This window comes from Suipraeoptans intestinalis (assembly GCF_034091795.1).
Taxonomy (GTDB): Bacteria; Bacillota; Clostridia; order Lachnospirales; family Lachnospiraceae; genus Suipraeoptans; species Suipraeoptans intestinalis.
Window position 1 is genome coordinate 1 of record NZ_JAXFXH010000022.1, and the last position, 22,596, is coordinate 22,596.

Genomic DNA, 22,596 nt, shown 5'->3' on the forward strand with positions numbered 1-22,596 from the left:
ATGGTCCTGTCCGTTCTGAATTTTTCTCTTAAGAAATTTTCAGGGTTGTTGTCTATTGTTCAGTTATCAAGGTGCTTTGCCGCTCTCGCTTGTCTCAAGCGACAACTACATCAAGATATCATATTTGTTTTGGAGTGTCAATATGATTTCTTCACTTTTTTATTTTATATGTTTCTGCTGCTTGTCCCATCCTAAATCTTCTGCGCATCTTCTGCGCGGTTCTGCTTCTTCTGATTCGATCCTCATCACTTCTGTGGCCACACAGGCAGAAAGACCAAGATGGACTTCCTACAGTAGAACCGAAAGCTAAGATGGACCTTTATAATACTATGCCTTTGTCAAATATGTCAATATATTTGTTTGTTTTTTAGATTTTTTAGTGATTTTTTACTTTTTATAAACTGGTATGGTTTACTTGTTTTAATCTGGACTTTTTAACCATTCCATTTTGGTGCTATGATTGCTCCACATACTTTTACGAAAGAGAGTAATCCTATGGCAAAAAAAGTCGCAGTTATTAACGATCTATCCAGCTTTGGCCGCTGTTCTCTGGTAGCCTCTATTTCCGTCCTCTCCGCAATGGGAGTACAGGCCTGTCCCTTGCCCACCGCCATATTGTCGGCACAGACAGGTTATCCTGATTACTTCTGCGAAGATTACACTACAAGAATGAAACATTTCCGATGCCACTGGCTGAAAATGGGACAACACTTTGACGGTATCTACACCGGCTTCATGACGGGAGAATCACAATTTAATGAAGTATTTTCATTTTTGGACACCTTTCATTCTTCTTCTACCTTCCTATTGGTAGATCCTGTTATGGGAGATGACGGAGAGGCCTATTCCATTTTTACGCCTCAGCTTTTAAGACAGATGAAGCAGCTCTCTGCCCGAGCACAGATACTGACGCCAAACCTGACAGAATTCTGTTTGCTGACAGATCTGGACTACCAAACGATTGCCGGATCTGCCACGCTTCAACAGCAGTTGGAGCTTCTGATTCCCATCGGGATCCAGTTTTGTCAAAACAACTTGCAGCATTTGATCATTACAGGAATCCGCAGTATGGATGCATACGGTCATTCTTTCATGGGAAATCTGCACATTTCCGGAAATCAAAGTCATTTTTATAACTTTCCGCAAAAAGGCTGCAGCTATTCCGGTACGGGCGACCTGTTTGCCTCTGCCATAGCGGCAGGTGTATCCCAGGGCATCTCTGTAGAAAAACTGATTCCACAAATCGGAAAGTTTTTGGTGGCTTCCTTGGAAGACTCCCTGCTTCATCAGGTACCGCGAAACGATGGCGTAAATTATGAAGCCTTTTTACCCATGTTGTCTCCGAAGCACTTTATATAGAACATTTATCGATAGTTTGTCAGTACCAAAGCATTTTTCCCAGGACAATTCCTCTGCATTTTACCGGCTCCAAAGCATTTTGTGTCAGTCAAGCATACCTATTCCATCCAGAAAGGAAGATCTCTGATCTCTGGCCTTTCACCTAAACATTCCATGATAAAAAGGAGGTTCCCTATGAAAACAACGTCAAAATCTGTTTCTTATCTTGCTTTAAGCGGCCTATTTGCTGCCGTTATCACATTGACCACCGCTTATTTTTTTCATATTCCTTATGGCAGTAACGGCGGATATATCCACGTGGGAGACGCTTTCATCTTTTTAGCTGCCGTCCTGCTTCCACGCCCTTATGCTTTGGCGGCCGCTGCCATCGGAGGCGGACTCGCCGATCTGCTGACCGCCCCCGCCTGGGCCGTTGCAACTGTGATCATCAAAATGCTGATCACCCTTCCATTTACATCAAACAGCAATAAAATACTTTCTTCCAGAAATCTATTCGCTCCTTTTATTGCTCTGATGATTTCTGCTTCCGGCTACTATCTGGCAGAAGGCATTCTGTTCGGCTCCTTCCTCTCTCCTCTTGCTTCTCTGATCGGAAGTGCAATACAAGGCGGTGGAAGTGCCGGCGTCTTTTTCCTTCTGGCTACCGTTTTTGACAAGGCGGGTCTGAAACGCCGCTTCTTTTTTGAAAACACCAAAACTCTCTAACCGTAACCACAAAGCCCAACGATTGTATGACAGGAGGATCTTATGGCAGATATTCTTTACCTTTATGACGGACAAGTGTACGCCAACATTACCAACACATGCAACTGTAACTGTGTTTTTTGTATCCGAAGACAGCACGCCGGAATCGGCGAGGCCGCTTCTCTCTGGCATTCTTTTGCTCCTTCTTCCAAAGAGGTGATCGAGGAAATGGCACGCTTTGATTTCTCAAGGCAGAACACACTTGTCTATTGCGGATACGGCGAACCCACCTGCGCTTTGGACGTACTGCTGGATTCTGCTAAATACATAAAAAGCAATCATAACATTTCTATTCGTGTCAATACCAATGGGTTGGGCAACGTCTACAACAAGTTCAACATTCTACCTCAACTGGCAGAAGTGGTAGATTCTCTATCTATCAGCTTGAATGCACCGGATGCTGCTACCTACGAGGCAGTCAGTCTCCCTGTTTACGACGGAGCCTTTGATTCGGTTCTGGAATTTATTAAGGAATCCAAGCTTTGGATCCCCGATATCACACTGTCCATTGTGGATGTGTTACCAAAAGAGCAACAGGAAGCCTGTAAAGAGGTGGCCTCCTCTCTTTCTCTTCCCTTGCGGATCAGAAAATACTCCTGATCTGCGATCCCTGTTTTTCATGCATTCCCTTTTCCGCGAAGATCCTCTAAAAAGAATTTTTTCTTCCCCAAAGGGAATGTGTTTCCTCTTAAAGGGGGATCTTTCTTCCCTTGAAAAAACACTTGTCAAACAGCCTGTTTTATGCTAGTATTAAATGCGTCGCTACAACAGCGGTATGCAAATTATACTGTGGCTCCGTGGTCAAGAGGTTAAGACATCGCCCTTTCACGGCGGTAACACGGGTTCGATTCCCGTCGGAGTCATTTGTTTATTTGCCGATATGGCTCAATTGGCAGAGCAGCTGATTTGTAATCAGCAGGTTATCGGTTCGAGTCCGATTATCGGCTTTGGATCCTACGAAGGATTCATTTAGTGATTTTGGACCTTTAGCTCAGTTGGTTAGAGCAATCGGCTCATAACCGATCGGTCCTGGGTTCGAGTCCCCGAAGGTCCATTATTTGGCCCAGTGGCTCAGTTGGTTAGAGCGCCGCCCTGTCACGGCGGAGGTCGAGAGTTCGAGTCTCTTCTGGGTCGTTTCCATTTCCTCTTTCGGGATGGAATCGATAATTTATTTCATATGGGATCATAGCTCAGCTGGGAGAGCATCTGCCTTACAAGCAGAGGGTCATAGGTTCGAGCCCTATTGGTCCCATTTTTCAACCGTATTTCCGGTTGATTTGCCGCAGTGGCGGAACAGGCAGACGCCCGGGACTTAAAATCCCGTGGGTAGTAATACCCGTACCGGTTCGATTCCGGTCTGCGGCAGTGAAAAAAAAGTGAGAGAAATGTTGACTTTGCAGCATTTCTCTCACTTTTTTCTATGACACATCAAAAATGGGCTATCGAGCTTTTATCATTTTTTGAACACATAATTGTCACGCGCGCTTATAGAATCGGCACTGATAAAATGATCCCCTACATATGTAGGATCCTCCTGTGAAATATGTAAATACTTGTTCGGATTATGATCAGAATCATTCCAGGTGACGTCTACAACAAGCCATTTCCCATCTAAATAAACGAGATTCCATGCATGCCGTCCACCCGGCACATCACCTCTAACAGTTAGCACTTCAAGCCCGGCATAACCGGTCAGAATTCTATATGCATCCGCATATCCTGCGCATACGCCTTTTCCCTTCATCAGCACTCCCATCGCTTTGAAAGACTCATCATACTTCATGAAATCATTTTCAGCCTGACTGATCTGCGCACCGGTTGAAGCCGGGTTTTGCTCTACCGCTTCATGATTTTTCAGAGCTGTCAACGCATCGTAATCATATTCTGTATGCTCCGTCAGATAATCGTTTATCGCTTTTGATTTTTCTTCATCACTCATACCCTCTTTTATGACAGACTTTATAATCTGATCGACTTTTTCTGCCAGGTCCTTTTGTTTCTTAAATTCCGTCTTCGAAACTGAGATTTGCAAAAGCTTTTCAGAATCCGAATAATAATATCCGGGTATGGTTGCAATGATAGGGTTATTTTCCAAAACATTTCTAAATGCTTCCGATAACACAACTTTATTTTTTACTTCAGGAAATGCAGCCATATCCAGGTTAAAGTTTCCTGCAAGCATATTGGTAACGATATATTCCTCCAGAGGCGAATAGGCGACATAATCGTAATCTACAGCGGCAACTGTGTTCACAACGGATGATTTATCAAGTTTTAATTTCGCTTTATATTCAGCATCTACAACCAAAGTGCTTACGCCGGTTTTGCTCAACCCTTCAACTTCTTTACTTTTTGCTTCCACAATGCCTTCATAGTCCTCGGAAGCGCCATATACCTTAATTGTGTCGGTAAAAGGAGTGTTTTTTATTGCTATCGGAAGATCATAAATATTTTGATTCCTGTTTTCGCTAAAGAAAAATTTGTCGTTTTCCAAATCATATTGAATTGCAAAATTTCTGATGGAGCCATCCATCATTATCACCGGAACCGTAGTCGGTATATCTTTAAGATCTCTCAGAACAAATCCACGATTATCCGTATTCTTCATAAATGTATTGAAGGCAATACGATAGGGCATAGCTCCCGTAAATTCGCTGGCATGGATCATGTTTGACGGAGGTGACAATTTGTCCCTGTCGTTTTGTGCTATCACAAAAATATCATAGTCCACAGGGGCCTTATTGATTTGTTCCACAACAAATACATCGGAAGCTTTTTGGGGATCCAGAAGATCATCTGCCGAATAGTTTTTCTGGTTCAAAAACTCCCTGCTTTGTTTGTCTGATATGAAATTTGTTTCCGTGCCCGTACCTATGAAAGAGTAATGGTAGCGGCTTGCTAAATTAAATTCGCCGTTAGCGGAGTCCGCCAAGCGCTTTTCCCGTTTGATGACCCAGTACCCGGTTGCCCCTTTTACAGGTTTCCAATCCAGTCTGAGATTTCCATCATCTGTCACTCGCTTTGTGACTACCGGCGCCTCTAACTTCTCCTTCCCATGCTTGACATCTATGATATAAACGACCGGCCTGTCTAATTTCTTTCCGGTTTTCAGGTCATTATAACGCGCAAGATACAGTGTTTCATACATTCCCCAGGTTCCGCTTCCCGACAATGCATATTCCTTGTTCTGAAAGAGAAAGCTTTCGCCAATGATCTCTTTGGGATCAATATCAATGGTACCGCCCCCACCGCTTTCAAAAAAAGGAACGAACAACGGGCTCTCTAATTTATCGTCCGTATATACTATAAAAGGGGTTGGCGTGTGTGCTGATTCAAAATATTCTTCGAATATTACATTGTTATTTACTTTGATATTGATGCTTTCCGTTTGGTCTACCGTATAAATCTTTTCTGATAAATCATATCCGATTGAATCACTGTATTTTTTCCTTAAGTCTTCAACGGTCATTCCTGATTTTTGAGATTGTCCGGTACAGCCGATCAAAACGATACACAAAATTAAGATTGTAACTAAGAATTTCGAATTATATTTCCTCATAAAATTTCACCTCTCCCTTTCCTGTCTCTATTTTGTTTATACTTATTCTTGGTATTTCAATCTTTTTGCCCAATCCATGTTGAGATAAACCCACTGGTTCCTATATCCTTCGATTTATTTTGATTGTACCATAAACCAGTATAAAAATCATTTTTATCAACTTCTTAGTTATGCCTTGAAAATTTCAATAATATCCCCGATGTCCGACTTATATTGATTATAAATAATTTTCCGTCTATACTTTGGAGTGAAGACAATATGATATTTGCACACTCATTCTGTATGTGCCAGTGAGTATCCTTTCTTCGCCATAAATCACCTCCCCTTTCTGTAATATAGCCTGAACAACTTTATTGTATATGGAAAGGTAATTTTTTTATACAACAACCGTCGCGCACCCGCATAGCAAGTGATTTATATTTCGTGCACGCTTATTTCTCTGTTGAGAAATAAGCTTACGCACTCAACTGAGTGCTATCCGATCCACAAAAAGAGTGAAAGTTTTTACTCTATCGCTCTGTGTTTTGCACCAAATATTATATTATTTTTGGTGCATTTATTTGTGTCGCAGACAAAAAATAACAGCAGCTCCCCGCATGGCAAAGCTGCTGTCTTTTTGCATTATATCGTTCGTACTTTTTCTTAATCGTTCTGATTCATCCACTTTTTCAGCACATCCACATACTTGTCTGTTTCATCCACAAAGCACATATGCTTGGAATACTCAAACAGTTCCCATTCCGAATTCGGAATGATATCATACATGGTCTTTGCAATCAGCGGAGAACAAAGATCCACCAAACCGCTTATGATCAGACAGGGCGTCTGTACCTCCTTCAGCTCTTTCGTATAGTCATAGTCCTTCAAAGAGCCAATAGGGGTAAATTCATTCGGTCCCCAGCCTGCCACATAGGCTTCTCCGCCCGCCTTTTTCGGACGTGTCAGACACTCGGGAGAATCCTCTGTCAGGGTAGCATAGCAATGTCTGTTCATAAACTCATCCACTGCTTTTAAATAAGCCTCTCCTTCATATTTACCGGTACGCTCCGCCTCTGCGATCGCATCCTGCATTTCCTGTGGCAAATATCCCACTCTTCTCTTCTGTTCTTTTTCCCAAATGGCGCTACTTGGAAGCGTACTGGAGAGGATGTAGCTCTTTACACCTTCCGGCTTGTAATCGCAGGCGTAGATCACGCACATCATTCCGCCCCAGGACTGCCCTAACAGATGGATCTTATCCAATCCCAGGTGTTTTCTAAGGGCATCCAGCTCATTGATCCAGGTTTCCTTCGTCCACAGTTCGGGACACCCGTCCAAATAAGAATTTCCGCAGCCAATCTGATCATACATAATGATCTGCCTGTCATCCTCGTCCGCCACTCTGTCCAGCACCTCAAAGTAATTGTGTGTGGAGCCCGGTCCGCCATGCAGCAGCACCAAAGGCGCTTTTCCTTCTTTCCTCTCTCCAACAATCCGGTAATAGGTCTTATGCCCCAGATACGGCATATACCCTTCTGTGATTTTTGCCACTGTATTTTCCCCCAATCTTATTAAACTGTTTCTTTATTCTTCCGGAACTACGATCAGATCCTTGGTGTAATGGTTCAGCACTTCGCATCCGTCTTCTGTGATGATCACCAGATCTTCGATCCTGACGCCCAGTCCTTCGTCCGGCAGATAAATCCCCGGCTCTACAGAAAAGCACTGTCCCACCTCAATGATTTCTTCATTGACAGAGGACACATCTCCCACTTCATGATCCTCCAGACCGCAGGAATGTCCGGTACGGTGTGTAAAATACTGTCCGTATCCTTTTTCTTCGATATAGTTTCTTGCTGCCAGATCCACGTCTTTCATCTTCGCTCCCGGCTTTGCAGCAGCGATTCCCCGCAGATTTGCTTCCACTACAATGTCGTAGATCTCTTTTTGCCTTTCGCTGACTTCTCCGATAAACACAGTTCTTGTCATGTCGGAAGCATAATTCTTGTAGAATCCTCCAATGTCCAGAATCACACAGTCTCCTCTCTTTCCTTTGGACTGATCTGTCACATGATGAGGATCGGCCGCTCCTTTTGCATAAGCTGTGATAGGCTCAAAAGAAACAGATTCGATTCCGTGTTTCTTGTAGATCTCCTTTGTCTTTTCTCCCAGTTCAATCTCTGTCAGCCCTTTTGCTACCCAGGGAACCAGTTCTTTCATGACCTCATCATTGATTCTTGAGGACTCTCTCATCAGAGCGATCTCTTCTGCATCCTTGATCTGGCGGATCTTGTCTACGATAACGGATCCATTGACAAACTTGCTTCCGCCGCCCAACTCCTGCAGTCTCAACAAAAATCTGGCCGGCCAGATCTTGTCTACTCCCATTACCTTATCCTTCTCCACAAAACGGCTCAGAATCTCCACTCCGTCTTCAATGTCATCATAATAGGTCAACGGCACTCCTACTTCTCCCTCCTGAGGGAACAGCTTATTGATCACCAACTGATGATTGCCATTTACATTCAGGTACAGTGCCAGCAGACGCTCTCCGGGGAAGATCCAGCGTCCTGTCAGATAAAAGATCGCCACCGGATCCGAGATGATCATCTGGGGAATTCCACTTTCTCCCATTTTGTCTAAAACTCTCTGCAATTTGTTGTTATTCATGTCCTTGCCTCCTGTAGATTTTATTCGGCACTCTTCATGCCTCCCTTATGAGTCTGATTCTACTTCTTTTTCTCTTCTCTGTCAAATAAGTTTCCCCTGCCGTCCTTTCTCTTTCCTTTCTTAATTTCTTCTGATTTTTTCATGAACACTGTTAAGATTTTCTTTGATATTTTTTCGTTTCTGTATTATAATGTCACTGATATGTCTAAATGTTTCAGAGAGAAAGAGGAGGTTCTATTATTATGGACAACACTGTTGCAAAAAAAGGAGGCGGGTTCGGCTTTTGGGTTTGTAACTTCGCTTTCAGTTTAGAACGTTTTTCCTTCTATTCCGCAAAATGGGTAATGACGGTGTTCATTGCCGTTGCTGTTGCAAAAGGCGGATTAGGATTAGACGCGAAAGACGGTGCGTTTGCTTCCGCAAACTTAGTTGCATTTACCTACCTGGCTCCGCTGTTCGGTTCCGTTATCTCTGACCGTCTGGTGGGCGCTAAGTATCTGGTTCCCATCGGTATGATCCTGATGGGCTGCGGATATCTGGTAGGCTGGAAAGCTACCGGCATGGTTTCTATCAATCTTATGATCGTCCTGGTATCCATCGGAACCGGACTGTTCAAACCGCAGACAAACGCCATCACAGGTCGTCTGTTTGCAGATAAGAGCAAGCTGGACGCTGCATTTTCCACCCAGTATTCCATGGTAAACGTTGGTTCCTTTATTGGAACGACTATCATCGGCGTTATCGCAAACGAGCAGGGCTATCGTTTCTGCTTCCTGGTTTGTGCCATCATTATGTTTGTAAACGCTCTCTGGTTCATCTTCGGATGGAGATTCCTGGGCGATGCTGGAAAGAGACCTTTCAAATTTGATGATGCGGAAAAGAAGGATGCCGCAAAAGAAAAATATGAAAACAAACCGCTTACCGGTATTGAGAAGAAGAGAGTTTGGGCGATCATTCTGATCTCCGCTTTCTCCACCATTTTCTGGCTGTTCTGGTATCTGGCTTACCTTCCGGTATACTTCCACTGGGATAATCCGGAACACATGAACTGGATGATCGGAAGCTTCAAGATCCCCAGCGCATGGTTCGATTCTCTGAACGCACTTTGCTGTATCTCCATGGGACCGCTGCTTGGTATCCTGTGGACCAAAGATGCAAAACGTAAAAACGGAGGTCTCAGCATGTTCAAGCACACCTCCATCGGTATGCTGCTGCTTGGTGTTTCTTTCGTTATCTTTGCCTTGACAGACGTAGTTCGTGCCGGAAAACCGGCTTCCATTATCTGGCTGATCGCTTTTGGAATCCTGTTGTCACTTGGTGAGATGACATTCTCTCCACTTGGTAACTCCTTCATTTCCAAGTTTGCACCTGCAAAGCTTTTGTCCGCTATGATGGCTGTTTGGACATTCTCCATCTTCATCGCCGGAAAATCATACGGATATGTATACGCTTTGACTGAAAAGCTTCCATTTGCCGCTACCTACTTTGGCGTAGCTATCATCATGATCGTAGCTGGTGTCGCTCTTTGGGTGATGGATGGAAAGCTGAATAAACTGGTTCAAAAAGAAGAAGACTAACAATTCATTGACCGAAACAATATAGGACAATCACAAAAACCCTGCCGGGATAGCGGCAGGGTTTTTTGTAGCTTATTAGGGGCTTATAGAAACTTATCGGATGGCGCATCCTAATCACTTAATTTGCTTGCCACAAACCATCCTGCTACAAACAGTACTGCTCCTGTGACCCCCGTAATCAGGGATAATCCCTGCCAGTCGGTCTTACTAAGGATGGCTAAAGGCGAGGCTGCGATCAGGCCGATAATCGCCCAGTAAGCATGGGTTCTGGCTTTTTGGAAGATGATCTCGATCATCTTGGCAATCAGAAAAATCCCTACCACCACACCGATCCCAAAGGGGGCCAGAATCATTCCGTAATGAAAGGCGCCCGAAATATCTACCTGGATCAATGCCTGAACAAAATCATTGATCGTGTTGATGATCACCGTATAATACCCCATGATCATCAGCATCATAGATCCGCTGACTCCCGGAATCACCATAGTGGCCGCCGCCACCACGCCTACTCCAAACAGTTTCAGGCTGTTGACGAGATTCAGGCTGACATCCGCCGCCTGTCCTTCTTTTTCTCCCATCCACGCCATGATACACACAAGGGCAAAAAAAGCCAGAAAGGATACCAGCATCCCCACGCTGATCTTCTTCCCCTTTACCTGCCGGAACATGATGGGCAGGCTGCCTGCGATCAGTCCACAAAACAACAGATTCGTCTGAATCGGGAAATTTGCAAAACAGTATTCGATGACCTTTGCAAATATCACCAGAGAAATTCCTGTTCCGATAAAGATCGGGAGAAGAAATTGTACGCTCTTTTTAAATTCACTTTTCAAGTGAGTAATACAGTGGATCAGTTTGTCGTAAATTCCCATGACCACCATCATGGTTCCCCCGCTGACTCCCGGAATAATGTTTGCCAGTCCTATTACGCCGCCTTGCAATAATCTTTTTATCATAGTTGTCCATTATCCGTTTTTCGCTATGCGTTCCGGATTTTCCTTTCTTTTCAATCATCATTTCCTGCCGATTTGGATATGCAGATCGTGCTTGCCGTTGATGGTTTCATGGTCTGCCTTCTGAAACAGTTCCAATCCTTTCCTTTTCACGGTGGGAAGCTTTCGACGTGCTCATTTTTTCCAGTTAAAAAGCCATCAGATATTCTTTTGCCAGTTTTTCAAATTGAGGAAGTGCGTTGCAGATCGTTTCATACGAAACACAGTAGGCCAGCCGCACATACCCTCCGCATCCAAAGGCACTTCCCGGTACCATCAAAATACGGTACTGCTTTGCCGTTTCACAAAACACCTTCTCATCCGGCACGGGAGATTTTACAAAAAGATAAAAGGCTCCCTCCGGCTTCACACAGGAAAATCCCAGTTTTGTCAATCCGTCGTATAAAGTGTTTCGGTTCCTTTCGTAGTAGGATATATCTGTCCTTTCCTCCACACACCTTGCAACGATCTTCTGCTGCAGAGTAGGCGCATTGACAAATCCCAGAATCCGGGTTGCCACTGCCGCTGCCATGATCAGCTCCCGGCTGTCCTTTACTTCATCAGGAATCACCAGATATCCGATCCGTTCTCCCGGAAGCGACAGAGATTTGCTGTAGGAATATCCTACGATGGTATTGGGGTAATACTTGGTCAGATACGGTACCTGCGTTCCTCCGTATACCAGCTCCCTGTACGGTTCGTCCGAGATCAGATAGATCGTCGTGGAAAATTCTTTCTGTTTCCTCTCCAGGATCTCTGCCAGACGTTTGATCACAGACTCCGAATAAACCACCCCCGTAGGATTATTGGGCGTATTGATGAGGACCGCCTTTGTCCGGGGTGACAGCTTTGCTTCAAACTCTTCCAGCTTTGGCTGAAAGGTTTCCGTGTCGGGAGATACCTCCGTCAGGATCCCTCCGTAATTATTGACGTAAGCTCTGTATTCTGCAAAATACGGAGCGAAGGTGAGAACTTCCTCTCCCGGATTCAGAAGACTTTTCAGGATCACATTCAGTCCGCCTGCCGCGCCCACCGTCATGATGATGTTTTCTTTCGTAAAAGCTGTGCCAAACTGCGCGTTCAGATGACAGGCGATCTTTTCTCTTACCTCCGGGTATCCGCTGTTTGTGGTATAGCCGTGAAGAACCGTCGGCTCTTCCTCCTCCAATACGGAGAACGCTGCGGCTTTCACCGCCTCCGGCGCCGGTACATTCGGATTGCCCAGGCTGAAATCATATACATTTTCTTTTCCGTAGATCCCTGCCAGTCTGTTACCTTCTTCAAACATTGCCCGGATCGCCGAACTGTTTGCCACCATCTGTTTCATATTTTCTGCAATCATATTAGTCCTCCCTGCTGTCTTCCGCCTTCTGAGATCCCTTTCCTTTTTCTGAAACGACTCCCTTCTCTACCAGAAATACCGGACGATAAGAAAGCTTTGCCTTCCTGAGTCCTTCTGATCCTGTATCCTCTTCCCGGTTGATGTATGGATAGCTGTGACAGGCATGTTCTACAAATTGCTGGTTGATCATAGGGTACGCTCCCTGTATCTCTGCATACGCTTTCTCAATGTGCACCACAAAGGTATCCGGTGCCACCTCTTCTCCTATGGTAAACGCTACCACTTTCCCATCCAGCCGCAGAAGTCCTCCCGTCAGTTCCAGTTCTTCAAACAGTCGCAGGGAATTTAAGGTCACACAGATCTCTCCCCGCTTTTCCGGATCATCCTCACAACTGTTTTCGTTGCGCCAGACAAGCGCCATCTGAAAGCACTCCTCCAGCGTGTCCTTAGACAGCGGTTCGTAAGCCCATCTCCCCTCATAGAGGGCTTTGAACTTGTTGATATGGTTCCGTTTTCCATGCAGCTTCTTCCCGGCAAGAGAGATCAGTTTCTCCGACTCGTATACATAATCTGCCAGATCTCTGTTGTAGGTGATTTCAAATTCCCCCGGATACAACTGTTCCAGTTGTTCAAACTGCTCTGCCGTCACATTGTATAGCCGAAAGTCTCTCTGCCTGCTTCTGCTGTACTCCTTTGCCCATTCCAAAGCATTTCTGACGGCTTTTTCTTCTCCGATGGGATAGGCAAAGGCCAGATGCGCCTCATCCTCGCTTTTAAACACCAGCGCCTCTTTTATGACCGCCCATTTCACCGGATATTTCCTGGACCAGAGATACACGTTTGCAAAGGTTCTTTCACAACTCCTGCTGGGATATTTTTTAAAATAGGGGCCAATGATCTCCTTGTCCTCCAGCTCTGCCCGCTTAAATTCAAATGTTTCCATTATTTTTCCTTCTTTCTCCATCTTTTTATGATTTTTCTCAGGATCATCAAAAGGATCCCCAGAATCAGAATCCCGATTCCATAAACCGTCAAGGCGATCCTGTTGGGATGTTTCAGGATATCCACCGGATTTTTTCCTGCCTCCTGTATTTTCCTTCCTTCCAATCGACTATACTTCTCGGAAACAGAGGGAAGCCCCCTTTCATTTTTCTCAAAGGATTTCATGTAGTTTGCCAGGGCCCACCATTCCTTCACTTCCTGACCCTCCGGCGTATGGAGGATGTATTTTTCAAAGTCCTTGATCGGCTTCCCGTTTTTATCTTTTGGCTGCACCTTCAAAATGCCTTTGGATACATCTTCCACTGCTCCCAGCATCTGCGCCGAATAAAGTCCTGCCACTACCCGATACAGCTTTTCTTCCTCCAGAACGTCTGCCTTTCCTCCAAATACATCGTCTGCCAGCGTGACTTCTGTCACTCTATTAAGAGGCATCCTGTTATTGTTATACGTCCAGTGCAGTCCGCTTCCGTAAAGCTGGGCAGACGGCATCAGGGGAGAGACAGAAACGTCGATCTCCGCTACCGTCTTCAGCTCTTTTCCTGTCAGATACACGCTTACCAGCGGATATCCCGGCACCCGGTCTGCTCCGATCCCCAGAGAGCTGATATTGAAAATGTCTGCCGTCGTCACATCTCCTGTGGGAACACTTCCTCTTACGACTCCTGCCGGGATCAGGGACACCGCTACCGGCTCATAGGCTTCCTTCTCCACGTCTTTCACCGTATAAATATAGGAATCCGCGATCAGACTGCCCAGCGTATCTTCCTCCACCTTCTCTCCAAATCGGTAGAAAGGTGTGAAATCCACCTGGTTTTGTGCCACCACTTCATCAAATCTATAGCCAAACTGCGCCAGATACTCCCGGTTCACCGCTTCTTCATAGGCTTTCAGCTTCTCCTTGACGCCCTCGTCAGAAGGTACGGTGTCGTCCATGGCATGCAACTGATAGTCTGCCGCTTCCCAGCGCCCCTCTTTTGTCTGCACCAGCGCCAGCTCTCCCAGACTCTGACCATATTCTCCTGCCGACACAATGTAGGTATCCTGTATCCGAATGGGCTTCTCCAGTCTGGTGTGGGTATGTCCGCTGATAATCACATCAATCTGCGGCACTTCTTTGGCCAGGATCTCATCTTCTGATTTTTTCGGATCCGGATTGGTACCGCTGTGCGACAGACACACGATCATATCCACTTTTTCCTGCTGCAATTTCTGCACCATCTTTTTGGAGGATTCTGTAATGGATTGAAAGGTAAGTCCGCTCTCCGGCGCCGAGGCATCTGCGTCCTCACCCAGAACGCCGAATATGCCAATGCGCACTCCCTCTTTTTCTATGATGGTGTACGATTTACTACCAAACTCTTCCATGGCTTTCTTTAACTGCTTATCCTCCCCGGATCGGTTTTCTTTCCAGTTGATGTTGGAAATGACCAGCTGGGGCAGGACCGTCTGATTTTCCGTTGCCTTTTCTTTTGCCGTGGCAAGCATGGCAGCCAGCCCCCGGCTCCTGTAATCAAATTCATGATTTCCCAGTGTCGTGGCATCATATCCCAGATATCCCAGCATCAGAAGCTCCGACGCTTCTTTTTCGAACAGGGTCTGGTACAACGTCCCCATGGAAAAATCTCCTCCATCCAGGACAAATACCCCTTCTTTCCCCTGCTTCTCTTGACGGATCCCGTCGATTCCGGTCTTCAGCCGGGAGAATCCGCCCAGCTCTTCGTCATCCATCCGTGAATGGAGATCGTGTGTAAATACGATGGTCGCTTTCTTTGTCTTCGTATGTGCTTCCGCCCTTGCTCCCATAGGAAACCCTCCGATAAGAGCGGCGATCATTGCAATTCCTGCCGCTATACGCCTGTTCAGCATCCTTTTCCTCCCTCTGTCGGATCCTTCCGATCCTTTTTCGGCTCTTTTCGATCAATATACAGGGAAAGACCTGATCCATTCCATGTGGATACAGGTCCCCGGTGCGACTTATTCATTCATATTTGCCAGCTTTGCCGACTGATCCGCCGCGATCAGGCTGTCTATTACTTCGTCCAGATCTCCGTTCAGGATGGAATCCAGCCTGTGAAGCGTCAGCTTGATCCTGTGATCCGTTACCCTTCCCTGCGGAAAGTTGTAGGTTCTGATCTTTTCAGAACGGTCTCCCGTTCCGATCTGGCTCCTTCTGGCCTCCGCTTCGGATGCCTGCTGCTTTTCCAGCTCCAGTTCATACAGCTTGGAGCGAAGCAGTCGGAACGCCTTCTCCTTATTCTGCAGCTGAGACTTTTCTGTCTGACTGTAGATCACGATCCCCGTGGGGTAGTGCGTCAGACGTACCGCCGAATCTGTGGTGTTGACACACTGTCCTCCGTTTCCGGACGCACGCATCACGTCGATCCGGATGTCTTTTTCTTCAATGACCACATCTACCTCCTCTGCCTCCGGCATAATAGCAACCGTAACGGTAGATGTATGGATCCTCCCTCCGCTTTCCGTCTCCGGCACTCTCTGTACCCGGTGTACCCCGCTTTCATATTTGAGTCTGGAATAGGCTCCCTGTCCCGTGATCATAAATACACATTCCTTAAAGCCGCCGATCCCATTTTCACTGAGAGAGATCATTTCCACTTTCCACCTGCGGCTTTCTGCATAGTGCAGGTACATCCGGTAGATCTCCGCTGCAAACAGAGCCGCTTCATCTCCGCCGGCTCCTGCCCGGATCTCTACCATAACGTTTTTCTCATCATTGGGGTCCTTTGGCAGCAAAAGGATCTTTAATTCCTGTTCCAGCTCCTCCACCCGCTTCTTGGATTCACTCAGTTCTTCCTTCGCCAGCTCTTTCAGCTCTTCATCCGACTCTTCCTCCAGCATCTGTAGGCTGTCGGAAATCGTCTGTTTACTGGCTTTGTATTCTTTGTAAGCCTCCACGATGGGCTGCAGATCGTTCTGTTCTTTCATCAGCTTACGGAACCGGGACGGATCGTTTGCCACATCCGGCTCCTGCAGTTCGCTCATTACCTCTTCGTACCGGATGAGCAAATCTTCCAATCTATCAAACATGTTTCTTCCTCCTTCAATCCTAAAATCTATTGTACATACCCAGTACAACCCGGTCAAGACCTGCCAAATCCTTTTTCACCGCCACTTGTATGTATCCGTTCTCCCGCATAAGATCCGCCACCTGCTGTCCCTGGTCGTGACCGATCTCAAACAGCAGCCATCCCCCCGGATGCAGATGATCTCCCGCTTCTTTTACCATCACCCTGTAAAAGCTTAGTCCGTCTTCTTCCCCATCCAGCGCCAGTCGGGGCTCATAGATCCGAACCTCCTCCTGAAGGGTCTCTATGACCCGACTGGGAATGTATGGCGGGTTGGATACGATCAGATCATACTTTCCTTCTATCTTTTCAAACAGGCTGCCCTGCCGAAACTCTACCTGCGCGTCCAGCCGTTTTGCATTCTCTTCCGCCACGGCAAGCGCTGCCTGCGACACATCACTGCCCACAGCCGAAATGGAGGGCTTCTGCAGTTTCAGACTGATGATCACACAGCCTGACCCTGTACAAAGGTCCAGTACCCTTTCCTGTCCGTGCAGCTTTTTCAGTGTTTCCTCTACCAACAGTTCCGTTTCCTGCCTGGGGATCAGAACTCCTTTTCCCACCCGGAACGTTCTCCCGAAAAACTCCTGTTTTCCCAGGATATACTGCAGGGGCACTCTTTTTTTCCGCTGTTCTAAAAGTGTTTGATACCTGTCCTTTTCTTCCCCGGAGATCCTTCTGTCCGGCTTCCCATAATAGGCAGCCTTATCGACTCCCGTGATCTCTTCTAAAAGATACCAGGCATCCAGATCGGCTTCCGCCACCCCTGCTTCCTTCAGCTGCCGCTTTCCCTCTTTATATAGGCTTTGAAGTGTGAAACTGCTCTGCTTCATAGGCTCTCCAATCAAATACTGCCTCCACGGCACAAATCGCAACTTCTATCATTCCCTCATCCGGCTCCTTCGTCGTCAGTTTCTGAAACTGCAGCCCCGGTGCACTGAGGATGCGGATGATCCGACTGTCACTGCTTCCTGCCAGTTTCAGAATCTCATAGGAGATCCCCGCGATCACCGGGATCAGCAGGATTCTTAAAAGCACCCGGAAAATAGGATCCTCCACCCGGATCATCAGAAGCAGGACGACGCTGATAAGAAATACAAATACCAGAAAGCTGGTGCCGCAGCGTTTGTGCTGCCTGGAACTTTTTTTAACATTCTCCACCGTCAAAGGCAGACCGTGTTCAATGCAATTGATACATTTGTGCTCCGCTCCATGATACATAAAGGTTCGCCGGATATCCTGCATCCGCGAGATCAGCAAAAGATACAGAAAGAAGATCCCAATCCGGAAGATCCCCTCGATCAGAGTGCGCAGCGTATAAGAGGGGACAAACTGTTTCAGCGCCATCGTCAACAAATAGGGCAGTACCATAAAGATCCCGATAGCAATACACAGGGAAGCTGCCACGGTCAGTCCCATCAGAATCGATTCTTTTCGTTTTTCTTTGGGGTTCTTCGATTTTTCTTCCTCTTCCCCGTATATTTCCGCCGAAAAAGTCAGTGTTCTCATCCCCAGGATCATAGAATCCAAGAACTGGAAGATTCCTCTGACAAAGGGGATCCGAGTAAGGGCCGGCTGATTTTTTACAAGACTCTCAAAGGTTTTCTTTTCTGTTACAATGGAGCCGTCCGCCCTTCTTACCGCCACCGCATATTCGTCTTTGTGCTTCATCATAATGCCTTCCAGCACCGCCTGTCCGCCAATGTTTGATGACTTCATCCTTGCTCCTTTTTACGATTTTTATAATACAAAGGAGCTGAGATACTTTTCGTTACCTCAGCCCCTGATTTTCCTTGCTCTATTTGTCCATTCCGTATTTCTTGTTGAACCTGTCAACACGTCCGCGAGCCTGAGCCGCTTTCTGCTGTCCTGTGTAGAACGGATGACATTTGGAGCAGATTTCTACGTGGATGTCTTCGTTGGTAGAACCTGTCGTAAATGTGTTCCCACAGTTGCAGGTCACAGTTGCCTGATGGTATGCTGGATGGATTCCTTCTCTCATGATTTTCACCTCTTCTTTATTTTGTCACAGATGTGCAGAATTGTTCTTTTAAACAGCCCTGTCATTGTAGCATATTATCCCCATTTTGTCTAGATAAATTTTGTCTTTTTTGCCATTTGGATAAACTCCCGGTTGTTTCGGGTCTTTCCAAACAGGTTGATGATATTGTCCGCGGCATCTTCCGGCTTCATGCCGTTTAGCGCTCTTCGCATCTGTTCTACCGTACTTCTCTCCTCTTCGGTCAGCAAAAGGTCCTCTCTGCGTGTTCCTGATTTCGGGATATCTATGGCCGGGAATACTCTCTTTTCCGACAGCTTTCTGTCCAACACCAGCTCCATATTTCCGGTTCCTTTAAATTCCTCATAGACCACGTCGTCCATCTTACTGCCGGTATCCACCAATGCGGTTGCCAGTATGGTCAGGCTGCCGCCCTCCCGCATATTTCTGGCTGCTCCGAAGAATCGCTTCGGCATGTGAAGGGCTGCAGGATCCAGTCCTCCCGAAAGAGTTCTTCCTGACGGAGGAACAGTCAAATTATAGGCTCTTGCCAGCCTGGTAATACTGTCCAGAAGGATCATCACATCCTTCTTGTTTTCCACCAGTCTTTTGGCCCGTTCGATCACCATTTCCGACACTCTCTTGTGGTGTTCGGGCAGTTCATCAAAGGTGGAATAGATCACCTCTACATTTTCTCCCTCAATGGCTTCTTTGATGTCCGTCACTTCCTCCGGCCGCTCATCGATCAGCAGGATCAGCAAATGTACCTCCGGATTATTTTCCCGTACAGACAGAGCCACCTGCTTCAGAAGTGTCGTCTTTCCTGCCTTGGGCGGAGAAACGATCATCCCCCTTTGCCCTTTCCCGATGGGGGACAAAAGATCCACGATGCGCATTGCCGTACTGGTCTTGCCGCATTCCAGTTTCAGCCTTTTATCGGGAAAAACAGGCGTCATATCTTCAAAATTCCTTCTTTTCCCTACCCGGTGCGTTTCTATGCCATTAATGTGCGTCAGATAAAGCAGCGCCCCGAATTTTTCCTGCTGTGTTTTTACGCGGCGGTTGCCTTCCAGGATATCTCCCGTCTTCAGGTTAAACCTGCGGATCTGGGAGGGCGCCACATAAATATCATTTTCTCCCGGAAGATAATTATCGCTTCGGATAAATCCATAACCGTCGCCCATGACCTCCAGGATCCCCTTTACTTTGATCCCGCTGTCCAGCTCATCCAGGTCATGAATGTCTCTGTCCCCTGTATTGGCTGTCATTTCCCTGGTTTTTACCCTTGCCTGATCCTCTTCTTTTTCTCTCTCTTTTTCGTCCTCTTCCACCATCCGGTCGATCAGCTCTGCCTTTTTCATTGCAGAGATCCCTTTCAACCCTCGCGCTTTCGCCAGATCCTTTAACGTTGCCAACGGCAAGGTTTCGTATTTTTTTCTCATAGAACAGTTTCCTTTCATTTCATCATCTTACACAGTAACGGGGAAATCCAGTCCGACCAGACCTTTTTTGAATATCGTATACATTTCTTATACATTTTCTTGTCAATAAGCCACATTATACAACATCTTCTCTTTTTTTTAAAGCCTTTTATTGATTTGATTTTTTCAGAATGCTATGATGTTACAATGATGAAGAAAGGAAAAGGACGATTATGACCATTCAAGAACAAGCGCTCAAACTGCACAGACAATGGAACGGCAAACTGGAGACCATTCCAAAAGCCCCCCTGGCCTCCCGGGAAGATCTGGCTCTTGCCTATACGCCGGGAGTGGCAGAACCCTGCAAAGAAATTTTTCACCGTCCGGAAGCCGCCTATGAATATACCATGAAGGCCAACACCGTTGCTGTTGTATCCGACGGAAGCGCCGTATTGGGGCTGGGAAACATCGGTCCCCTTGCTGCCATGCCGGTTATGGAAGGAAAGGCTGCGCTGTTTAAATCCTTTGGAGGCGTCAATGCAGTCCCCATCTGTCTGGATACCCAGGACACGGAGGAGATCATCGAGACGGTGGTGCGGCTTGCCCCTTCTTTTGGCGGTATCAACCTGGAAGATATCTCCGCTCCCCGCTGTTTTGAAATCGAACGGCGACTGAATGAGCGGCTGAATATCCCCGTATTCCACGACGATCAGCATGGAACTGCCATCGTAGTTCTGGCAGGGGTCATCAATGCGTTGAAGCTGACGGGGAAATCCGCCGCCTCGGCCAAAGTCGTTATCAATGGTGCCGGCTCTGCCGGGATTGCCATCGCAAATCTCCTGCTGTCCTATGGATTTTCCGACGTTACCATGTGCGACATCCACGGGATCCTGGGAAGTGAGCCCGCCGATCTGAACTGGATGCAGCAGGAAATGCTCCCGCGTCTGAATCCCAGGAAGCTTCAGGGAGACCTGTCTCAGGCTTTGATCCAGGCTGACATTTTTATCGGCGTTTCCGCCCCTCATATCGTTTCCGGCGAAATGGTCGCATCCATGGCAAAGGATTCCATCTTGTTTGCCATGGCGAATCCCGTTCCTGAAATCCTGCCGGAGGATGCAAAAGCCGCCGGAGCCAGGATCGTCGGAACAGGAAGGTCCGATTTCCCGAATCAGGTCAACAACGTTCTGGTCTTCCCCGGAATTTTTAAGGGCGCCCTGGAAGCTCGTGCCACCCATATTACAGAGCGTATGAAGATCGCTGCCGCACTGGCTATTGCCGCACTGGTACCGGAAGCCAGGCTGTCGGAGGATTATATTTTGCCGGAAGCTTTTGACCCGCAGGTGTCGGAGGCCGTCAGTCGGGCAGTAAAGGAACATCTGTCATGAAACGCCGTCTGTGGGGAGAAAAGCCCTATTATTCCTTCGATTATTATCTGAAGACCACCTATGGGCAAAAGCTGTACAAGGTCGCTCTCAACGCCGGGATGACCTGTCCCAACCGCGACGGAACTCTGGGAGAGCGCGGCTGTATTTTCTGCAGTGCGAAGGGATCCGGCGACTTCTCAGAAAGCGCAAAGCTGTCCGTTTCCCTGCAGATCGACTCCGGATGGAAAACGGTGGCGGAAAAATTCAAGGCCTCTTCCTGCATCGCTTATTTTCAGGCGTTTACCAATACTTACGCACCGGTTTCCTATCTGCGGAAAATCTTTTGGGATGCAGCTTCCCATCCCCGGGTAAAGATCCTTTCCATCGCCACCCGTCCGGATTGCCTGGAAGAAGAAGTACTGGACCTGCTGGAGGAAATCAACAGGGTCAAACCTGTCTGGATAGAGCTGGGATTGCAGACCATACATGAGGATACGGCAAAACTGATACGGCGTATGTATCCTCTTTCCACATTTGAGGACTGTGTGACCCGCCTGAAGCGACGCGGGATCCCCATTATCGTACACACCATTACCGGGCTCCCGGGCGAATCTCTTTCCCGGATGCTGGAAACCATTCATTACCTGAATTCTGCCGGGATCCAGGGGATCAAGCTGCAGCTGCTGCATGTGCTGGAGGGAACAGATCTGGCAGAGCTTTACCGGCGCTCCTTCTTTCCCGTACTCTCTCTGGAAGAATATGTCTCGACAACCGGCAGCCTGATCGCCCATCTGGATCCCTCTATTGTGATCCACAGGCTGACAGGCGACGGCCCCAGCGACAGTCTGCTGGCGCCGCGATGGTCCACGAAAAAAAGACACGTTTTGAACCAGATACATTCCTATTTGAAACAGCAGGATATCTGGCAAGGAAAGGAAGTTGATCATGGATAATTCTTTAAAATTATATAAATTAATGGTGCTGTATATGCTGAGCCGCGTGGATTTTCCCCTGACCAACTCACAGATCTCGGAATTTATCCTGGATAAGGGCTATACCACCTATTTCAAGCTTCAGCAGACCTTTTCGGAGCTTCTGGATTCCCATTTCATTGTGGAAGAATCCACGCATGGAAGGACCCTGTATCACCTGACCGAAGAGGGAAGGGAAACTGCCTCTTTCTTTTCCCGTGATCTGTCTTCTGCTATTTTAGAAGATATTGATTCATTTCTTTTGGAGAAAAGGTATGATCTGAAAGACGAAGTTTCCATACAAGCGGATTATTTCAGAAATACCCCCTCCTCCTACACGGTAAGTTGCCGTGTGATCGAAAAAGGGCAAAGTCTGATCCATCTGGAAGTCACGGTTCCCTCAGAGGAGGAAGCCCGCCAGGCAGTCCGCAACTTCCGCAGGAAAAATCAGGAGATCTATTCCTCTGTCATGGAGCATCTTCTTTCCCTTGAGGAAAGGTTTGCATCAAAAGCGCCTTAAATATGCAATATTAG

19 protein-coding genes, 6 tRNA genes and 1 pseudogene are annotated in these 22,596 nt (G+C 47.0%); 13 read left to right on the forward strand and 13 right to left on the reverse strand.

Translation table 11 applies throughout. The features are described 5' to 3' along the window. The first annotated feature begins 495 nt into the window (after nucleotides 1-495). From SOW26_RS07710 to SOW26_RS07750, 9 genes are all read left to right on the forward strand, one after another. On the forward strand, nucleotides 496-1,359 hold the full coding sequence (locus SOW26_RS07710) for a pyridoxamine kinase (RefSeq protein WP_320652181.1): 864 nt from the start codon (nucleotides 496-498) through the stop codon (nucleotides 1,357-1,359). A gap of 174 nt (nucleotides 1,360-1,533) precedes the next feature. After that, entirely contained in the window at nucleotides 1,534-2,064 is a 531-nt protein-coding gene (locus SOW26_RS07715; protein WP_154478793.1) for a TIGR04002 family protein, read from the forward strand. Nucleotides 2,065-2,106: 42 nt separating this feature from the next. Then, on the forward strand, nucleotides 2,107-2,703 hold the full coding sequence (locus SOW26_RS07720) for a TatD family nuclease-associated radical SAM protein (protein WP_154476057.1): 597 nt from the start codon (nucleotides 2,107-2,109) through the stop codon (nucleotides 2,701-2,703). Nucleotides 2,704-2,894: 191 nt separating this feature from the next. Next, nucleotides 2,895-2,966, forward strand: a tRNA-Glu gene (locus SOW26_RS07725). Between the two features lie 11 nt (nucleotides 2,967-2,977). After that, nucleotides 2,978-3,050, forward strand: a tRNA-Thr gene (locus tag SOW26_RS07730). A 33-nt stretch (nucleotides 3,051-3,083) separates the two neighbouring features. Further along, nucleotides 3,084-3,157 (forward strand) — tRNA-Ile (locus SOW26_RS07735). A gap of 6 nt (nucleotides 3,158-3,163) precedes the next feature. Then, a tRNA-Asp gene (locus SOW26_RS07740) sits at nucleotides 3,164-3,237 on the forward strand. A 45-nt stretch (nucleotides 3,238-3,282) separates the two neighbouring features. Continuing rightward, nucleotides 3,283-3,355 (forward strand) — tRNA-Val (locus SOW26_RS07745). Nucleotides 3,356-3,382: 27 nt separating this feature from the next. After that, nucleotides 3,383-3,468 (forward strand) — tRNA-Leu (locus SOW26_RS07750). Between the two features lie 88 nt (nucleotides 3,469-3,556). On the opposite strand, the gene SOW26_RS07755 is transcribed toward SOW26_RS07750, so the two are convergent. The 4 genes and pseudogenes from SOW26_RS07755 to SOW26_RS07770 form a co-directional block, all read right to left on the reverse strand. After that, entirely contained in the window at nucleotides 3,557-5,662 is a 2,106-nt protein-coding gene (locus tag SOW26_RS07755; protein WP_320652182.1) for a transglutaminase domain-containing protein, read from the reverse strand. A gap of 186 nt (nucleotides 5,663-5,848) precedes the next feature. After that, nucleotides 5,849-5,935: pseudogene (locus SOW26_RS07760) on the reverse strand (transposase); the annotation flags it as partial. Nucleotides 5,936-6,304: 369 nt separating this feature from the next. Further along, the gene (gene pepI / locus SOW26_RS07765) at nucleotides 6,305-7,192 is read right to left on the reverse strand and encodes a proline iminopeptidase (RefSeq protein WP_276960154.1); all 888 of its coding nucleotides are present in this window, start codon (nucleotides 7,190-7,192) and stop codon (nucleotides 6,305-6,307) included. 33 nt (nucleotides 7,193-7,225) lie between these two features. Then, nucleotides 7,226-8,311, reverse strand: coding sequence for a M24 family metallopeptidase (locus tag SOW26_RS07770; protein WP_154476063.1), 1,086 nt, complete (start codon nucleotides 8,309-8,311; stop codon nucleotides 7,226-7,228). A 242-nt stretch (nucleotides 8,312-8,553) separates the two neighbouring features. Between SOW26_RS07770 and SOW26_RS07775 the strand changes: the two genes are divergently transcribed. Beyond that, nucleotides 8,554-9,888, forward strand: coding sequence for a peptide MFS transporter (locus SOW26_RS07775; protein WP_154476065.1), 1,335 nt, complete (start codon nucleotides 8,554-8,556; stop codon nucleotides 9,886-9,888). 110 nt (nucleotides 9,889-9,998) lie between these two features. Here SOW26_RS07775 and SOW26_RS07780 read toward each other — a convergent pair whose 3' ends face one another. The 9 genes from SOW26_RS07780 to rho form a co-directional block, all read right to left on the reverse strand. After that, nucleotides 9,999-10,844 (reverse strand): DUF368 domain-containing protein, encoded by an 846-nt coding sequence (locus SOW26_RS07780; RefSeq protein WP_276960153.1) that lies wholly within the window; start codon nucleotides 10,842-10,844, stop codon nucleotides 9,999-10,001. Between the two features lie 184 nt (nucleotides 10,845-11,028). Next, nucleotides 11,029-12,222 (reverse strand): pyridoxal phosphate-dependent aminotransferase, encoded by a 1,194-nt coding sequence (locus SOW26_RS07785; RefSeq protein WP_276960152.1) that lies wholly within the window; start codon nucleotides 12,220-12,222, stop codon nucleotides 11,029-11,031. 1 nt (nucleotide 12,223) lies between these two features. After that, complete coding sequence (locus tag SOW26_RS07790; protein WP_320652183.1) at nucleotides 12,224-13,165, reverse strand: DUF2156 domain-containing protein; 942 nt, start codon at nucleotides 13,163-13,165, stop codon at nucleotides 12,224-12,226. Further along, on the reverse strand, nucleotides 13,165-15,090 hold the full coding sequence (locus SOW26_RS07795; RefSeq protein WP_320652184.1) for a bifunctional metallophosphatase/5'-nucleotidase: 1,926 nt from the start codon (nucleotides 15,088-15,090) through the stop codon (nucleotides 13,165-13,167). Before SOW26_RS07795 ends, SOW26_RS07790 begins: the two co-directional genes overlap by 1 nt. Before the next feature lie 108 nt (nucleotides 15,091-15,198). Beyond that, the gene (gene prfA / locus SOW26_RS07800) at nucleotides 15,199-16,269 is read right to left on the reverse strand and encodes a peptide chain release factor 1 (protein WP_154476075.1); all 1,071 of its coding nucleotides are present in this window, start codon (nucleotides 16,267-16,269) and stop codon (nucleotides 15,199-15,201) included. A 19-nt stretch (nucleotides 16,270-16,288) separates the two neighbouring features. Next, nucleotides 16,289-17,140, reverse strand: a complete 852-nt coding sequence (gene prmC / locus SOW26_RS07805; protein WP_320652185.1) for a peptide chain release factor N(5)-glutamine methyltransferase — start codon at nucleotides 17,138-17,140, stop codon at nucleotides 16,289-16,291. Continuing rightward, nucleotides 17,103-18,026 carry a DUF1385 domain-containing protein gene (locus tag SOW26_RS07810; RefSeq protein WP_154476079.1) on the reverse strand — a complete coding sequence of 308 codons (924 nt, stop codon included), beginning with the start codon at nucleotides 18,024-18,026 and terminating at the stop codon, nucleotides 17,103-17,105. Before SOW26_RS07810 ends, prmC begins: the two co-directional genes overlap by 38 nt. 79 nt (nucleotides 18,027-18,105) lie before the next feature. Beyond that, nucleotides 18,106-18,309, reverse strand: coding sequence for a 50S ribosomal protein L31 (gene rpmE, locus SOW26_RS07815; RefSeq protein WP_154476081.1), 204 nt, complete (start codon nucleotides 18,307-18,309; stop codon nucleotides 18,106-18,108). A gap of 89 nt (nucleotides 18,310-18,398) precedes the next feature. Then, nucleotides 18,399-19,748: a transcription termination factor Rho gene (rho, locus tag SOW26_RS07820; RefSeq protein ID WP_154476083.1), complete on the reverse strand. Its 1,350-nt coding sequence runs from the start codon at nucleotides 19,746-19,748 to the stop codon at nucleotides 18,399-18,401. A 212-nt stretch (nucleotides 19,749-19,960) separates the two neighbouring features. Between rho and SOW26_RS07825 the strand changes: the two genes are divergently transcribed. Genes SOW26_RS07825 through SOW26_RS07835 form a run of 3 tightly spaced genes read left to right on the forward strand, consistent with a single transcriptional unit; the run spans nucleotide 19,961 to nucleotide 22,582 of the window. After that, nucleotides 19,961-21,112 (forward strand): NAD(P)-dependent malic enzyme, encoded by a 1,152-nt coding sequence (locus SOW26_RS07825; RefSeq protein WP_276960148.1) that lies wholly within the window; start codon nucleotides 19,961-19,963, stop codon nucleotides 21,110-21,112. Beyond that, the gene (gene mnmL, locus SOW26_RS07830; RefSeq protein ID WP_276960147.1) at nucleotides 21,109-22,044 is read left to right on the forward strand and encodes a tRNA modification radical SAM protein MnmL/YtqA; all 936 of its coding nucleotides are present in this window, start codon (nucleotides 21,109-21,111) and stop codon (nucleotides 22,042-22,044) included. Before SOW26_RS07825 ends, mnmL begins: the two co-directional genes overlap by 4 nt. After that, on the forward strand, nucleotides 22,037-22,582 hold the full coding sequence (locus SOW26_RS07835) for a DUF4364 family protein (protein WP_154476089.1): 546 nt from the start codon (nucleotides 22,037-22,039) through the stop codon (nucleotides 22,580-22,582). Before mnmL ends, SOW26_RS07835 begins: the two co-directional genes overlap by 8 nt. Nucleotides 22,583-22,596 lie beyond the last annotated feature (14 nt).

Excerpts from the sequence above, each read along its gene's own strand:
- rpmE (WP_154476081.1), bottom strand. The coding sequence starts at position 18,309 with ATGAGAGAAGGAATCCATCCAGCATACCATCAGGCAACTGTGACCTGC.
- prfA (WP_154476075.1), bottom strand. The coding sequence starts at position 16,269 with ATGTTTGATAGATTGGAAGATTTGCTCATCCGGTACGAAGAGGTAATG.
- SOW26_RS07710 (WP_320652181.1), top strand. The coding sequence starts at position 496 with ATGGCAAAAAAAGTCGCAGTTATTAACGATCTATCCAGCTTTGGCCGC.
- SOW26_RS07810 (WP_154476079.1), bottom strand. The coding sequence starts at position 18,026 with ATGAAGTCATCAAACATTGGCGGACAGGCGGTGCTGGAAGGCATTATG.
- SOW26_RS07770 (WP_154476063.1), bottom strand. The coding sequence starts at position 8,311 with ATGAATAACAACAAATTGCAGAGAGTTTTAGACAAAATGGGAGAAAGT.
- SOW26_RS07715 (WP_154478793.1), top strand. The coding sequence starts at position 1,534 with ATGAAAACAACGTCAAAATCTGTTTCTTATCTTGCTTTAAGCGGCCTA.
- SOW26_RS07720 (WP_154476057.1), top strand. The coding sequence starts at position 2,107 with ATGGCAGATATTCTTTACCTTTATGACGGACAAGTGTACGCCAACATT.
- SOW26_RS07790 (WP_320652183.1), bottom strand. The coding sequence starts at position 13,165 with ATGGAAACATTTGAATTTAAGCGGGCAGAGCTGGAGGACAAGGAGATC.
- prmC (WP_320652185.1), bottom strand. The coding sequence starts at position 17,140 with ATGAAGCAGAGCAGTTTCACACTTCAAAGCCTATATAAAGAGGGAAAG.
- SOW26_RS07785 (WP_276960152.1), bottom strand. The coding sequence starts at position 12,222 with ATGATTGCAGAAAATATGAAACAGATGGTGGCAAACAGTTCGGCGATC.
- SOW26_RS07755 (WP_320652182.1), bottom strand. The coding sequence starts at position 5,662 with ATGAGGAAATATAATTCGAAATTCTTAGTTACAATCTTAATTTTGTGT.
- SOW26_RS07835 (WP_154476089.1), top strand. The coding sequence starts at position 22,037 with ATGGATAATTCTTTAAAATTATATAAATTAATGGTGCTGTATATGCTG.
- SOW26_RS07775 (WP_154476065.1), top strand. The coding sequence starts at position 8,554 with ATGGACAACACTGTTGCAAAAAAAGGAGGCGGGTTCGGCTTTTGGGTT.
- SOW26_RS07795 (WP_320652184.1), bottom strand. The coding sequence starts at position 15,090 with ATGCTGAACAGGCGTATAGCGGCAGGAATTGCAATGATCGCCGCTCTT.
- SOW26_RS07780 (WP_276960153.1), bottom strand. The coding sequence starts at position 10,844 with ATGATAAAAAGATTATTGCAAGGCGGCGTAATAGGACTGGCAAACATT.
- SOW26_RS07825 (WP_276960148.1), top strand. The coding sequence starts at position 19,961 with ATGACCATTCAAGAACAAGCGCTCAAACTGCACAGACAATGGAACGGC.
- mnmL (WP_276960147.1), top strand. The coding sequence starts at position 21,109 with ATGAAACGCCGTCTGTGGGGAGAAAAGCCCTATTATTCCTTCGATTAT.
- rho (WP_154476083.1), bottom strand. The coding sequence starts at position 19,748 with ATGAGAAAAAAATACGAAACCTTGCCGTTGGCAACGTTAAAGGATCTG.